Raw genomic sequence first — 14,584 nt, forward strand, 5'->3', positions numbered from 1 at the left:
ATCTGCCGGGGATGTCCCGCCCAGTCTAACGAGCTTCCCTGGACGGGTTCAGGGCTCGCCCAGTACCTCCCGCAGCACCTGGGCACCGCGTTCCACGTCCCGGTCCGGCGCGGTCAGGCCCAGCACCACCCCGCCCCGTTCGTCGGGTCCCCGGTCCGCTTCCGCCAGCGACGACGACGCCCCTGCCCCACCACGTTCACCACCCTCGCGGCCCTGCCCCGTCCAGTACTCGCCCAGGGCACCCACGAGGACCCCGCGGCGTCGTGCGCGCTCGATCGTGGCGTCCTCGTCCGGAACGGCGAGCACCGCGTGGGCACCGCCGGCCATGGGCAGAACACTCACGTGCGGGAGGTCGCCGAGGACGTCGGAGAGCAGCGAGCGGCGTCGTCGGAAGGAGCGGCGCATCCTGGCCGTGTGGCGCTGGAACTCCCCCGAATCCACGAACCGCGCGAGCGCTTCCTGGGCGATGAGCGAGACGGGCGAACCCAGCTCCGCACGCGTGCGTGCGAGGTCCGGGAGCAGGGAATCCGGGGCCACGAGGTGCCCCACGCCCACGGAACTGCCGAGCACCTTGGCGAAACTGCCCAGGGTCACCACGGTGTCCCGGGCGGTGTCCAATGCCCCGAGGGCGGGCAGGGGTTGGGCGCTGTGGCGCAGTTCGGAGTCGTAGTCGTCCTCGAGCACGAGCGCGCCGTGCTCACGGGCCCACGCGAGCAGTTCCATCCGGCGCGTCACGGGCATGGTCCCGCCCAGCGGGTACTGGTGTCCGGGCGTGAGCACGATGGCGTCCGGCGCGGGGGCGACGTCCCACCGCCCCGCCCCGCCCCACCACCCGCTGGGCAGATGCTCGGGCACGAGACCGTGCTCGTCCACCCCCACCGGCAGGGCGATGTGCCCGAGCGCGCGCACCACACGACGAAGCGCGGGGTACCCGGGATTCTCCACGGCCACGCGCAGCCTCCTGCCGTGTGCAAGCCCCAGCACCCGCAACGCGAGCTGCAACCCGTCCCGCACACCCGCGGTGACGAGGATGTCCTCGGGAGAACGCACGATCCCGCGATTGAGCCGCAGGTAGTCCGCGAGGTGGTCCCGCAGATCGGTGCGCAGGGTGCGCCCCGTGGCGACGCCGCTCGCCGCGTCCCGCCACGCCCCGCGCCACGCGGGGGTGTCCAGGGACGTGATGGTGCTCTTCCCAGGGCGCAGGTCGATCATCTCGGGCCGCACCGCGGACCGACGGGCCGTGCGCTGCGAAGGGGGCGCGGGCGAGGTCGTCGGGGCGGGAATGCCCGCGGCCGGTATGTCAGCACGAGGCGACGTGGGGGTGGAATGCTGTCCGGCGCGGGGCGACGCCGCGGCGTCGCCCCCGGGCACCGGGCCGGACGGGCGGGCTCGAGGAGCATCGGCGGTCGCAGCGGCAGCACGGGCAACGGGCCCTGTATCGCGCCGCATTTCCAGGTGCGGGGTGATCCGCGTGGCACCGCGATCGGCCACGAGGTAGCCCTCACCTGCGAGGACGTCCCACGCGGACGTGACCGTTCCGCGCGAGATTCCCAACCGGGCGGCCAGGGCCCGGGACGAAGGCAGGGGGTCGCCCGGGCGCAGCACCCCGCGCGCCACGAGCTCGCGGATCTGCCGCACGAGCTGATCCCCCAGACCCGTGCTCGCGGTGCGATCGACGGTCAGGGGGAGGTCGGTGTCCCTGGCGTGCCTCATTCCCGGGACTGCCGCGCGATGAAGTCGGCCATGCCGGGAACGGTGAACGCCACCTGACCGTGATCGGGAGCATAGATCATCCCCTTCTGGATCAGTTGCGCTCTGGTAGGGCCCAGACTGCTGGCCTTGGTACCGAGCCGGGCTGCGAGTTCACCCGTGCGGGAGGGGCCCGCACCGTCCACCGCCATGACGCTCATGTACTCGCGCTCCTTGGGCGTCGCCCTGCCCCAGCGGGCCGGGAAGAATCCGGAGTCCAGTTGCGCCCACCCCTTCTCGATGGCCACTCTCGAGTCCTCGAGCGTGAACGGCGTGGTCGGCGCGACTTCCCACACTGCGTTCCCGAACTCCTGGATGAAGTACGGATAACCACCCGACGCCGCGACGATGGCGTTCAGCGCCTCGGTGTCGAATTCGGCGCCCACGTCCTTGGCCGGGCGTGCCACCGCGTATCGCGCTTGCTCCGGGTCCAGCGGTCCGATGACCCGGTAGTCGAAGAGTCTTTCCGCATAACTGCGTGTGGCGCTCAGGATCGTGGGAAGGTTCGGCAGACCGGCGCAGATCACGTAGAACGGCCAGTCACGCTGGCCCGCGATGTGCTGGACCGTGACGATTGCGCTCATCATGTCCGGGTCTAGGTCCTGCATCTCGTCGATGAACAGGCCGAATGCGCTGTGCTGTGCCTTCAGTGGTTCGCTGAGATCCTCGACCAGCTCTTCCACATCGATGTCGATCCGCCCGGACTGCGCGCGTACGGGATGAAGATCGACACTGGCCGAGACACCGCTCGTCCCCACGGAGACACTGAAGGACTGGATGGTCGTGAGCGCATCAGCGAAGAACTGACCGGGGTGACGGCCGAGATGACGCCGAGCCGCCACCAGGAGTTCCCGGGCGAACCTGTCTCTCACGTCCTGCCTGCCCCGAGCCTCCGGCCGCCCCTCCAGCTGGACGGTGAGCCAGCCGTGATTGTCCGCGTGCGCACGCAGGACGTTGAGTAGAACGGTCTTTCCGACTCCCCGTAGACCCGTGAGCACCATGCCCCTGTTGGGGCGGTGGAGCTTGGCGCGCGCGATCATGAGGTCGAAGGCGGAAATCTCTGCCTCCCGGCCACTGAGCACCTTGGGACGCAGCCCGGATCCGGGGCTGTAGGGGTTGGCTGCGAGGTCCATGTACCGAAGTGTAAAGCATTATATAAATATTTTTATACTTACTTAGATTTTGATAGCGTCTCGATCGACGGCTGCCAAAGGCCGCGGGTTACGTGCCGGACGTTGCGTAAGTGGACCACTTCATTTCTTCGATTTTGGCTCTGTCAATGGACCACCCACGCTGCCAGGATGGAGGCCATGACCGAAACCTTGCAGACCTCCGCCCAGGACCCCACCCCCGTGACCGGATCGCGCCTCGTCAAGCGCGGCCTGGCCGACATGCTCAAGGGCGGTGTGATCATGGACGTGGTCACCGCTGAGCAGGCCCGGATCGCCGAGGACTCCGGAGCCGTGGCCGTGATGGCGCTCGAGCGCGTTCCCGCGGACATCCGCTCGCAGGGTGGCGTGGCGCGCATGAGCGATCCCGATCTGATCGAGCAGATCATCGACTCGGTGTCCATCCCCGTGATGGCCAAGGCGCGGATCGGGCACTTCGTGGAGGCACAGGTGCTCGAGCACCTCAAGGTGGACTACATCGACGAGTCCGAGGTGCTCTCCCCCGCCGATTACGTCAACCACATCGACAAGCACCGCTTCAACGTCCCGTTCGTGTGCGGTGCGACCAACCTGGGTGAGGCGCTGCGCCGGATCACCGAGGGCGCGGCCATGATCCGCTCCAAGGGCGAGGCCGGCACGGGGGACGTCTCCGAGGCCACCAAGCACATCCGCACCATCCGAGCGCAGATCGCGGAGTTGCAGGCGCTGTACACCGCTGCCCCGGACGCCCTGTACGTCAAGGCCAAGGAGCTGCAGGCGCCGTACGAGCTCGTGGCCGAGGTGGCCCGCGCCGGGTCCCTGCCGGTCGTGATGTTCACCGCCGGCGGCGTGGCCACCCCCGCGGACGCGGCGATGATGATGCAGCTCGGCGCGGACGGAGTGTTCGTGGGCTCGGGCATCTTCAAGTCCGGCAACCCCGCCGAGCGCGCCCGCGCCATCGTGGCCGCGACCGCCTACTACGACGATCCCGCCCGCATCGCAGAGGCCTCCCGCGGCCTGGGCGAGGCCATGGTCGGCATCAACGTGGCGGACCTGCCCGCACCCCACCGCCTCGCGGAGCGCGGCTGGTGAGCGGGTCCCCCTCGCAGCACCACCCGCACGACGACGCCGCCCTGCCGGGCCCGAGCGCCCACCCCACTGTGGGCGTGCTCGCCCTGCAGGGCGGCGTCGTGGAGCACGTGCGCGCGGTGGAGTCCCTGGGCGCCCGCGCCGTGAAGGTGCGCTCCGCCGATGACCTCGTGGACCCGGACGGCGCCCCCCGCATCGACGCGCTGATCCTGCCCGGCGGGGAGTCCTCCACGGTGGACCGGCTGTGCCGTACGTTCGGACTGTTCGACTCCTTGCAACGGGTGGTCCGCGGAGGCCTGCCCACGCTCGGAACGTGCGCCGGGCTCATCATGCTCTCCTCCGAGATCGAGGATCCGGCCCCCGGCCAGCAGTCCCTCGGGGTGCTGGACGTGAGCGTGAACCGCAACGCGTTCGGTTCACAGGTGTCCTCTGCGGAGGTGGAGCTGGCGTGGGAGGGCCCAGCGAGCGACGTCGTGGCGCCCGGTGACGTGGTGCGCGCGGCCTTCATCCGCGCCCCCGAGGTGACCCGTGCGGGCGACGGCGTGGAAGTTCTCGCGCGCCACCGGGGTGCGGTGGTGGCGGTGCGCCAGGGCAGCGTGCTGGGCATCAGCTTCCACCCGGAGCTCACGGGGGACACCACCCTGCACCGGATGCTGCTGGGGCAGGTGGCCGCCCGCCGGGGGTGAGCACGGTCGGGGTGAGCGCCCAGACGAACTCGGGTAGGGCGCAGGACGCCCCCCGACCAGCACCGGGACGGGAAACCCCGCTGCGCCACATCACGACTTCCGGCGCAACAGACTCGCACCGGCGCGCCGATCCGTGTAGACCTGGCCTCTCTGACTACTCACGACGGAGGAACTCTTGGCCGGCTTCACCACACGCACCATCCACGCGCTGCACGACGTCGCCCTGGGTGCCGTGGTGCCCCCGATCCACACCGCCTCCACGTTCCTGCAGCCCACCGAGGGCGGCGAGGGTCCCTTCGAGTACCAGCGCGGGTCGAACCCCACGCGCACCGATGCCGAGACCACCCTGGCGGCGCTCGAGGGCGCCCGGCACTCCTTCGCGTTCGCCACCGGCATGGCTGCCACCGGGGCCGTGCTCGGCACCCTGCACGCCGGTGACTCGGTGATCATGGGCCTGCCCGTCTACGGCGGCAACTACCGGTGGGCCACCATTGAGCTGCCCAAGCGCGGGATCACCACGCACTTCCACGACGACCTCAACCGGCTCTCGGACGAGGACTTCGACGAGAGCACGCGCATCGTGTTCCTCGAGACGCCGTCCAACCCCACGCTGCGCGTGACCGACATCCGACGTGTCGTCGAGCTTGCCCACCGCCACGGCGCCATGGTGGTCGTGGACAACACGTTCCTCACCCCGTACCTGCAGCGCCCGCTGGAGCTGGGCGCGGACGTCACCGTGCAGTCCGCCACCAAGTACCTCGGCGGCCACGGGGACCTGCTGGGCGGCGTGGTCAGCACCAACGACGACGAGATGGCCCAGCAGCTGCACCTGGCACAGATGGTCTCGGGCGGGGTGCTCTCCCCCATCGACTCCTACCGACTGATCCAGTCCGTGAAGACCCTCGGCATCCGCCTGGACCGCCAGCAGGAGAACGCCCACCGGATCGTAGAGTTCCTGCGCGGCCGGGACGAGGTGGCGCGAGTCCTCGTCCCCGGATCCTTCGACGAGGAGGAGGCCCGGATCCAGGAGGCCCAGGCGGACGGGCTCGGGGGGCTGTTCTCCTTCGAGCTCCTCCCGGGCAAGGACGTCCGGGCGTTCCTCGGCCGCCTGGAGATCTTCGGCTTCGCAGTGAGCCTGGGCGGCATCGAGTCTCTGATCTGCCTCCCCGCATCCATGACCCACGGGGCATACTTACCTGAGGACCGCGAGCTGGCGCACCTGAGCGAGAACCTGCTGCGCGTGGCCGTGGGCATCGAGGACGTCGAGGACCTCATCGCGGACCTCGCCCAGGCCCTCGACGCGGCCTGAGAGGGGAACCCACCGTGGACTCACGTCGAGCATCCCGCCGGGCCGTGCTCAGCGGCACCGGCCTGGCGGGGCTGGTTGCCGTGCTGGCCGCCTGCTCACCGGGCGGCGGCTCCGAGGACTCGGGTGCCTCCGAGGACCTGCTGACCAGGATCCAGCGCACCGGTGAGGTGCGCATCGGCATGGAGGGCACGTTCCGCCCGTACGGCTACCACGACGACTCCGGCGCCCTGGTGGGCTATGAAAAGGAGATCGGGGACCTGATCGCCAAGGACCTCGGGGTGCGCGCCACCTACGTTGAGACCCAGTGGGACTCGCTGATCGCGGGGGTGGACGCGGGCCGCTACGACCTTGTCATGAACAACATCGCACCCACGGCCGAGCGCAGGGAGAACTTCGACTTCTCCATCCCCTACGCGATCTCCCAGGGCCGCGCCGGGGTCGCCCAGGACTCCCCGCTGACGTCCGTTGACGAGATCTCCGGGCACACCTCCGCCCAGACCGAGACCTCCAACTTCGGCAAGAGCATGGCCGCCCTGGGGGCCCAGCTGGTGCCCACCACGGGGTTCGACGAGGCCATCATGCTCGTGACCTTCGGGCGCGTGGAGATGACCGCCAACGATTTCGTGACGTTCCAGGCGTTCTTCGAGCAGCGCCCTGACGCCAGGATCCGTCTCCTGGACGGCCAGGTGGGAGACGCCTCGGAGTCCGCGGTGCTCATGGCCCGCAACCAGCCACGGCTGCGAGCCGCCGTGGACAAGTCCCTGACCACCCACATGGACAACGGCGATCTGGCCAAGATCTTCGAGAAATACGTGTCCACCGACCTCACCCCGGAGTCATGACCGATTTCCTGAGCCTTTGGGCCGATTCCCTTCCGCAGCTGCTGCTGGCCACCGTCAAGGTGACCATCCCGCTGAGCATCATCGCCTTCGTCCTCGCCCTGGTGGTGGCGGTGCTCGCCACCACCATGCGCCTGAGCGGCATCCGCCCCCTGCAGTGGATCTCCCGCTTCTACGTGTGGCTGTTCCGCGGCACCCCGATCCTGGTGCAGCTGTTCATCATCTTCTACGGGCTGCCCGCCGCCGGCATCACGCTCTCCGCGTGGACCTCCGCGATCCTCGCGTTCACCCTGAACACGGGGGCCTACGCGGCCGAGACCCTGCGGGCCTCCGTGCAATCCATCCCCCGGGGCCAGCTCGAAGCCGCCCGGACGCTGAACTACACGGGCTGGCAGACGGTGCGCCACGTCGTCGCGCCCCAGGCCCTGCGGATCGCGCTGCCTCCCCTGGGCAACGACCTCATCGACCTGGTCAAGGGCACCTCCCTGGTCATGGTCATCACCCTGGCGGACGTGTTCCAGGTGGGCCGTCAGATCGCCGCGACCAACTTCCAGCCCCTCGCGCTCTACGCGGAGGTGGCTGTGATCTACCTGGCGATCTTCACTGTCCTCTCGCTGCTGCAGTCCCGCCTCGAACGGGTGTCCAACCGCTACATCAGGAGTTCCCATGCTTGAGCTGACAGACGTCTCCAAGAGCTTCGGGGACACCACCGTCCTGCGGGGGATCACCCTGGCGCTGCCCAACGGGGAGACCACCGTGATCCTCGGGCCGTCCGGCTCCGGGAAGTCCACCCTGTTGCGCACCATGAACCTGCTCGAGGTCCCCGAGTCCGGGCGCCTGGACATCAACGGGGACTCCGTGACCTTCGGTGCGCAGCTGACCCGCAGGCAGATCTCCGCGATCCGCCGCCGCTCCGCCATGGTCTTCCAGGGCTACAACCTCTTCCCGCACGAGACGGTGCTGGACAACGTGGCCATGCCCCCGGCACTGAACGGCAAGGCGGACCGCGCCACGGCCCGGGCTCGCGCAGTGGAGCTGCTGGAGTCCGTGGGAATGGGCCACCGGTTGGAGGAGTACCCGGACAACCTCTCCGGCGGGCAGCAGCAGCGCGTGGCGATCGCCAGGGCCCTGGCCGTGGAGCCGGACTACCTGCTCTTCGACGAGCCCACCTCCGCCCTGGACCCCGAGCTGGAGGCCGAGGTCATCAGGGTCATGGTGGACCTGGCCCGCGAGCGCCGTTCCCTGGTGGTAGTCACGCACAACATCGGCTTCGCCCGCCGGGTCGCGGACCGCATCGTCTTCCTCGCGGACGGCGGGATCGGCTTCGACGGCGCCCCGGAGGACTTCTTTGCCTCGGACAGTGAACGGATCCGGCGCTACCTCAACGTCTTCGACGCCGTGTGAGCCCGTGACGCCCGCCGTTGCGGCGGTGCCGGTGGCGGCGGGTGCCGACGACGACGCCCGGTGCGGGTGCTGCCCGTGGTGCCGCTACGGCGTGATATCTCCACGGCACCCTCCCTCCACAGCGGGCGTCGGACTCGCGGTGCCGCGGACGGGACGCGTGCCAGACGGCCGTGAGCGCGGCGGCAGGCGCCCGTGTCGCCCAGGGAGACCAGCACGTGGGTGCCGGCCCCCAGGACCACGGCGGACAGCAGCGGTCCCGCCGGCAGCCGGGACGGCCGCAGGTGCTCGATCGGGTTCATGATGCCCCGCTTTCCCCGGACCTCCCCTGTCCGCACAGGATCGGCGGCCATCCGCCTCCCTGTAGGTGCGGGGCCTCCGCCGGTGTGTGTGATGCGCACAGCTCCAGGGGGCCCGGTGAACAGGAACCCTTGGTGACCAGGTGGTCCTCGTGGGGGGAGATCTTCCTCGGCCACCGGGTCGTCGTGAACCGGGAAGTGTGAACCGCGCACCGGGCCGGATCCCACGGCACCCCCCCGAGGGGCCACCCCCGGAGAATCCTCCACCGCCGCCGAACGAGCATGAGGAACCGGAGGAAACGGACGGGCCCGAGCTGTTGCCGTACGCGGGGCCGCTGGAGCCGCCCTTCGGCGGGACTCCGCGGCAGGCCCCGCATCACCAAGGTCGGCACGTCCGCCACGACAAGGAGCAGCACCGCCCCGATCAGAGAATGAACCCCGACTTCGAGAAGGCGCGGTCGGAGGCGGCCTGCGAGGTCGCCCGGTCGTACACCGCGGTGAGGGTGTCCCGCAGCGCGGTCGTAGGAGGATCCGGCAGCCTCAGGACCCGAACGGGAGCATGGCGATCACGATGGCCGCCCTGGGTGACCAGGGGCACAGCGGGTCTCGTCATGACCCCCTGGCCACGACCTGATTTGCCATCGCGAAAACAGTCCAGGCCGCGGGCGTGCCGCTCAGAAGCTCCCGGACGCCCCGCCCCTGGTGAAGCCGCCGCCCCCGCCGAACGAGCTCGTGCCGCCGGAGCCGCCGGACGACGAGCTCGAGGCGTTGACCACGCCCCCGGAGTACAGGGACGGGGAAACCGCGTAGAGCGGCAACCAGCTCTGGAAGGTGGGGGCGTAGTGCACGTCCTGCTCGATGCCGTCCTTGTCCGTGCGGCGCACGGGATCGTCGTTGAGGCCCGGCGCCTTGGGGTTCTGCAGGCGGTACTTCAGGTAGGCCCGGCGCATGCTCGTGCTGATCCCCTCGCCCGGATGCTCCCGCTCGTACTGCTCAATCTCCCGCTTCGCCTGATCCATGATCTGCCTGGTGCTCCGGCGGCAGCGCCAGACGAGCACCAGGACCCCGAGCACGACCACGCCGACGATCGACAAAATGACCGTGGCCACCGCGCGCCCCTTCGCCGCCCGGTCCGCCGCGGCCTGCGGATCGGCCTCGTCGTAGACCTTGGTGACCGTCTTTGTGAACGCGTCCGCGTAGTCCCCGTCCTTGAACCCGGGCTCGAGCTGGTTCTCCATGATGTTCTCGGCGTCCGAGTCCGAGAGCACCTCCCGGGCGCCGTCCCCGACCTCGATGCGCAGCTCGCGCTCCCCCATGTCCGCGACGATCAGCACGCCGTTGTTGCGCCCGTCGTCCCCCACGCCCCAGTCTGTGGCGACCTTGCGCGAGTAATCCTCGATGTTCTCGCCCTGGGTGTCGTTCACGCTGAGGACCGCCGCGCGGATGTATTCGTTTTCATCATTCTTCTCGCCGATCAGCCGGTTGAGCTGCTCCTCCTGGCCGTCCGTCAGCAGGTCGGCCTGGTCCTGAACGGCGCCCACCTCGGGCCGCGGCGGGACGTCCAGGGCCTGGGCGGGGGCGACGGCGCCCGCCACGAGCACCGCGGCCAGGGCACCCCCCAGGGTGGCGCGCCTGAGCACCGCGGGCTGGGTTTCGGCGGTGGTCACGAGGGTCCTCCGGGGGTCTCGGGGTTCGGCGCTGTGCACGCGGGGTTGCTGGGGCCAGGCTACGTGCGCTCGTGCGCGGACAGAACCATCACCCCGGCCCCCGGCGGGCGTGTCGGCAGCGTGGCAGCCGACGCGGGTTCGGTCTCCGCCCCGAACCGGCGTTGCCGACCGCCCTCGGCCACTGGCCGGCTCCCGGGAGGGAAACCGGCCCGCGGAGGGGACGTGCGCGACGCGTCGTCGGGAGCCTCAGTTCTTCGCGGTGGGAACAACCATCACGGGGCACTCGGCGTCCGCGAGGGCGGCCTGGGACACCGAACCCATGAGCAGACCGCGGAACCCGCCGTACCCGCGGGTGCCCATGACGAGCAGCTCGGCGGTGCGGGAGGCGTCCACGAGTGCGTCCGCGGGGCGGCCCTCCAGCACGCGGGTCTCGATCTCTAGGCCCGGGAAGTCCTTGCGCAGTTCCTCGGCCACGGAATCGGTGAGCTCCTTGGCCGGGGCCATGAGCTGTTCCTGCACGGCGCGATCCAGCTCGGCGGAGTTCATGGGCAGGTAGCTCGTGGTGGGGACCACGCTCACGATCGCGAGCCGCAGCCCGTGATCCGCGGCGTACCGGGCGGCCTGCGGCACCGCCTTGTTCTTGGCGCCGAGCTTGTCCACGCCCACGACCACGCGACCCTCGAAGCTCTCACCCTCGGGCCGGGTCTCACGTTCGCCAGGGCGCCACTCCTCCGGGAGGATCACCACGGGCGCGGCGGAGTGGGCGGCCACCGCGGCGGAGACCGAACCCACGCGCCCGCGCACCCCGTGGTGCCCGCGCTTGCCGAGGACCACCACGGAGGCGTCCTGGGCCTCGTAGACGATCACGCCGGCGGCGTCGCCGCGCTCGATGATGCCCTGCCCGGTGACGCCGCCCGCCTTGGCCTTCTCCACGGCGCGCGTGGCCAGCCGCTCCGATTCCTGGTGCAGCGCATCCGCGAAGGCTCCATAGATGGACTGGTCCAGGCCGGTCTGGCGGCCCATGGAGAGCACGATCTTCAACGGCTCCTGCCGCTTCTGGGCCTCGAGGATCGCCCAGTCCAGGGCCCGCTCACTGTGATCGGAACCGTCGTACGCCACCACGATGTTCTGTGTCATCTGTCTGCACCTAGTTTCTTAACTGTATTTCGAGGGGGAGTGCGGATCGGGACTCAGCGCCCGCTGGGGACCACCATCACGGGCCCGGCAGCGGAGCTCAGCACGGCCTGGGACACGGATCCGAGCAACAGACCCGTGAACCCACCGATCCCGCGGGAGCCCACGACCACAAGGTCCGCGGTCCGGGTGGCCTGCACGAGCACCCGGCCGGGGCGGCCCAGGAACGCGTGCTGAGTGACCCGCAACCGGGGTTCCCGCTCAGCAATGGTGCGCGCCAGTTCTGAGAGCCGTTCGAGCGATTCCTGGAAGTAGTAGGTCTGGTTGTACTGGTCCTGGAACCACTCCGGGGTCCCGGACAAGGCGCCGTTTACGGAGACGAGGCTCAGGGTCGCGTCATGGGACAGGGCGTACTGGATCGCGTGCGCTACCGCGGGGTTCTTCTCCCCCGCGCCGTCCACGCCCACGACCACGGAGCCGGAGAAGTCCATCTCGGAGGCAGGAGTGCGGGTTCCACCCTGGGCCTGGTCGTCGGAGACGCGCACGTCCTTGCCGTCCCGGCCCTGCTCGCGGGCGAGTTCGGCGTCCGAGTCGTCCTCGTGGGTTCCGGGCGGGACCACGATCACGGGCACGGGGCTGTGGGCCGCCACGGCCGCGGAGACCGAACCCAGCCGACCCCGCAGGGCATCGCCCTTGCCGCGCTTGCCCATGACCACCAGGCACGCGTCCTTGGCGGCGTGCAGGACGGCCCGAGCGGCGTCGCCCTCGCCCAGGACCTTGCGGATCTCGACGTCCGGGGCGTGAGAGCGGGCGTACTCCTCGGCGGCCTCGAGATGGGATTCGCTCTCCGCCTTCACGGCGTCGTGGAAGCGCTGTTCCAGGCCTGGATCCCCCACGACCGCGACGGGGAACGCGCACAACAGGCGCACGGGGACTTTGCGGGCAGCCGCCTCCGTGAGGGCACGGTCGAGGGCGCGCAGCGCGATCTCGGAACCATCAATACCCACCAGGACGGGAGCGTTGGACGAGGTGTTCAGAACGTCGTTGTTCATACCTCCAGGATAGTCTCCGCACCCTGCAACGGCGCGGTCCACCACGCGATTTCAGGCCTGTGACGACGCCGCACGGAGCCTCCTGGCGCCGGGCCGGCTCCGCGGGCCGCTCACGCCATCGCGAACATCCACCGGTCCCCGCGGATGCGCAGACCCAGGGTCACGGCACGGGCGCCCATGTACCCGCCCGCGTACGCAATCCAGAGCCACGCCGCGCCCGGGGTGCCGCTCCCACCCCGTTCGAGAACGAGCCACAACAGGGGCGCGTACACGACCAGGTTGATGACCCCGGCCAGGGCGAGATAGCGAGCGTCGCCGGCGCCGATCAGAACGCCGTCGAGCACGAACACGAATGCCGCGAGGGGCTGACCCACGGCCACGACGATCAACGCGATCCCGAAGATCACCTGGACGTCCCGCGACGAGGTGAAGAGGAAGCCCAGGTGCGGCCCGAGCAGACCCACGATCACGCCCGTGACCACGCCGAAGCCCAGGCCCCACCGAATCAGTCGATGCATGAGCCTCCGGACATGTTCGCGTTCCGAGCGCCGTCGCAGGTCCCGGGCGCCGAGTTCCTTGCCCAGCAGCGCCTGGGCGGCGATGGCCAGTGCGTCCAGTGCGAAGGCCAGGAAGTTGAAGATCGTCATGGTCAGTTGGTAGGCCGCGAGGTTCTCGGCCCCCTGCGCCGTGGCCACCACCACGGTCACCAGGATCGCGGCGCGCAGGGACAGGGTGCGCAGCATGAGCCATGTCCCCACCGTGAGGTGCGTGCGCACCCCGGCCCAGGACGTCGCGAGGCTCACGCCGCGCCGTCGGAACTGCCGAGTGAGCATGATCAGGTACGTCACAGCCATGGCCCACTGCGTGATGCTCGTGCCGATCGCCGCGCCCGCGACGCCCAGCTGCGCGCCGTACACGAGCGCCACGTTCAGCCCCGCGTTCACGGCGGCGCCCACGCCCGCGATCACGAGCGGGGTGGTCGTGTCCTGCAGACCTCGCAGCACACCCACGGCGGCCAGCACGATCAGCATGGCCACGAGTCCGGGCAGGGACCACAACGCGTACGACGTCGCGTGCTCCAGCACTTCGCCCTCCGCACCCAGGGCGCGCAGCAGGGGACGAACGGCCACGGCACCCACCGCGGCGAGCAGCACCCCGAGACCCGCGGCGGTCCACAGTCCGTCCCGACCCACGCGCAGGGCATCGGCGAGTCTGCCACCACCCACGTGCCGGGCCACCGCGGGGGTGGTGCTGTAGGCCAGGAAGACCATGAGCCCCACGACCGTCTGCACCACGGTCGCGGCAATCCCTACCCCCGCGAGCTGCGCCGTGCCCAGGTGGCCGATGATCGCCGAGTCCGCGAGCAGGAACAGCGGCTCCGCGATCAGCGCTCCGAACGCCGGGACGGCGAGCGCGAGGATCTGGCGGTTCAGGCTCTTCCCGCCCGCGGTCTTGGACGGGGTCCCAGGATCCGACGGCGTTGCCGGGCCCTCGGGCGTCACGGGCTCCTCGGAAGCTGCGGGGCCCCCGCGGTGGAGACCTCCGGGACTGGGCTCCGAGGGGCGGGCGTCTCGGGGCGCGCTGGAGTTCGGGCGTGAGCGGAAGGAAGGCACCGCACCAGGGTAAGGGGATCAGTCACCCGCCGAGGCGGGCAGGGTCAGCGTCCCGGGGCGGGTTTCACCGCGATCACGGGGACGGCGGATTCCAGGATGATCTGCTGCGCGGAAGAACCCAGGAAGATCTTGCCCGCGGGGGACCGCCGTCGGACCCCCACCACCACGGCGTCGACCTCCGCGCGGTTGGTGGCGTCCACCAGATCCCCCACGGCATTGCGGCTGCGGGCGGCGGCATGCTCCACGCTCACGCGCTCGTACGGGATCGCGGACAGATCCGGCTCGTTCCCGTCCACGGGGAACACCACGAGGTCCGTGTCGCGACGCCGGGCTTCCTGGACGGCGAAGTCGCGGGCGGCGTGACCGGCCGGAGTCTCGGCGGCGGCAAGGATGATGGCCATGGGTCCTCTTCTCTGTGCGCGATCCATCTGGGGGGGCAGGTTCCGGGGCGGGGCGAGATCGCCCCCGGGCGGTGAACCGTTGCCGGCCCGGTGAATCCCGGGGTCCGCGTCGGTACCGCCTCCCACGTGGGGGTATGTGTATCCTAAGTCACACTTCTCGCGGCCCCGTGGGCGGCGGGAATCCCCCTTACCGCGAA

At 70.2% G+C, this 14,584-nt stretch carries 14 protein-coding genes; 6 read left to right on the forward strand and 8 right to left on the reverse strand.

All coding sequences use genetic code 11. The annotated features are described in order from the left end of the window. Nucleotides 1–48: 48 nt before the first annotated feature. Both pdxR and IE157_RS03765 read right to left on the reverse strand, forming a co-directional pair. A complete protein-coding gene (gene pdxR, locus IE157_RS03760) occupies nucleotides 49–1,713 on the reverse strand; it encodes a MocR-like pyridoxine biosynthesis transcription factor PdxR (protein ID WP_193519137.1) in 1,665 nt (554 codons plus the stop codon). Next, nucleotides 1,710–2,882, reverse strand: a complete 1,173-nt coding sequence (locus tag IE157_RS03765; RefSeq protein WP_064846425.1) for an ATP-binding protein — start codon at nucleotides 2,880–2,882, stop codon at nucleotides 1,710–1,712. The genes pdxR and IE157_RS03765 overlap by 4 nt, the downstream gene beginning before the upstream one ends. 177 nt (nucleotides 2,883–3,059) lie before the next feature. Between IE157_RS03765 and pdxS the strand changes: the two genes are divergently transcribed. The 6 genes from pdxS (at nucleotide 3,060) to IE157_RS03795 (ending at nucleotide 8,224) form a co-directional block, all read left to right on the forward strand. Then, nucleotides 3,060–3,989 carry a pyridoxal 5'-phosphate synthase lyase subunit PdxS gene (gene pdxS, locus IE157_RS03770; RefSeq protein ID WP_144997468.1) on the forward strand — a complete coding sequence of 310 codons (930 nt, stop codon included), beginning with the start codon at nucleotides 3,060–3,062 and terminating at the stop codon, nucleotides 3,987–3,989. Further along, entirely contained in the window at nucleotides 3,986–4,672 is a 687-nt protein-coding gene (gene pdxT / locus IE157_RS03775; protein WP_193519138.1) for a pyridoxal 5'-phosphate synthase glutaminase subunit PdxT, read from the forward strand. Before pdxS ends, pdxT begins: the two co-directional genes overlap by 4 nt. Nucleotides 4,673–4,847: 175 nt before the next feature. After that, entirely contained in the window at nucleotides 4,848–5,981 is a 1,134-nt protein-coding gene (locus IE157_RS03780; RefSeq protein ID WP_193519139.1) for a trans-sulfuration enzyme family protein, read from the forward strand. Between the two features lie 14 nt (nucleotides 5,982–5,995). After that, nucleotides 5,996–6,823 carry an amino acid ABC transporter substrate-binding protein gene (locus tag IE157_RS03785; RefSeq protein WP_167317907.1) on the forward strand — a complete coding sequence of 276 codons (828 nt, stop codon included), beginning with the start codon at nucleotides 5,996–5,998 and terminating at the stop codon, nucleotides 6,821–6,823. After that, complete coding sequence (locus IE157_RS03790) at nucleotides 6,820–7,494, forward strand: amino acid ABC transporter permease (RefSeq protein ID WP_144997470.1); 675 nt, start codon at nucleotides 6,820–6,822, stop codon at nucleotides 7,492–7,494. The genes IE157_RS03785 and IE157_RS03790 overlap by 4 nt, the downstream gene beginning before the upstream one ends. Next, entirely contained in the window at nucleotides 7,487–8,224 is a 738-nt protein-coding gene (locus tag IE157_RS03795; protein WP_144997471.1) for an amino acid ABC transporter ATP-binding protein, read from the forward strand. The genes IE157_RS03790 and IE157_RS03795 overlap by 8 nt, the downstream gene beginning before the upstream one ends. Before the next feature lie 720 nt (nucleotides 8,225–8,944). Here the strand turns inward: IE157_RS03795 and IE157_RS03800 are convergent. From IE157_RS03800 to IE157_RS03825, 6 genes are all read right to left on the reverse strand, one after another. Next, on the reverse strand, nucleotides 8,945–9,133 hold the full coding sequence (locus IE157_RS03800; protein ID WP_144997473.1) for a hypothetical protein: 189 nt from the start codon (nucleotides 9,131–9,133) through the stop codon (nucleotides 8,945–8,947). 61 nt (nucleotides 9,134–9,194) lie between these two features. Continuing rightward, nucleotides 9,195–10,187, reverse strand: coding sequence for a TPM domain-containing protein (locus IE157_RS03805; protein WP_193519140.1), 993 nt, complete (start codon nucleotides 10,185–10,187; stop codon nucleotides 9,195–9,197). A 246-nt stretch (nucleotides 10,188–10,433) separates the two neighbouring features. Further along, entirely contained in the window at nucleotides 10,434–11,324 is an 891-nt protein-coding gene (locus IE157_RS03810; RefSeq protein ID WP_193519141.1) for a universal stress protein, read from the reverse strand. A 53-nt stretch (nucleotides 11,325–11,377) separates the two neighbouring features. Next, entirely contained in the window at nucleotides 11,378–12,373 is a 996-nt protein-coding gene (locus tag IE157_RS03815) for a universal stress protein (RefSeq protein WP_193519142.1), read from the reverse strand. Nucleotides 12,374–12,483: 110 nt separating this feature from the next. Beyond that, nucleotides 12,484–13,875 carry an MATE family efflux transporter gene (locus tag IE157_RS03820; protein WP_404820562.1) on the reverse strand — a complete coding sequence of 464 codons (1,392 nt, stop codon included), beginning with the start codon at nucleotides 13,873–13,875 and terminating at the stop codon, nucleotides 12,484–12,486. A 155-nt stretch (nucleotides 13,876–14,030) separates the two neighbouring features. Beyond that, entirely contained in the window at nucleotides 14,031–14,387 is a 357-nt protein-coding gene (locus IE157_RS03825; RefSeq protein ID WP_193519143.1) for a universal stress protein, read from the reverse strand. Nucleotides 14,388–14,584 lie beyond the last annotated feature (197 nt).

The sequence above is a fragment of the Kocuria marina genome (genome assembly GCA_014652975.1).
GTDB lineage: Bacteria > Actinomycetota > Actinomycetes > Actinomycetales > Micrococcaceae > Kocuria > Kocuria marina.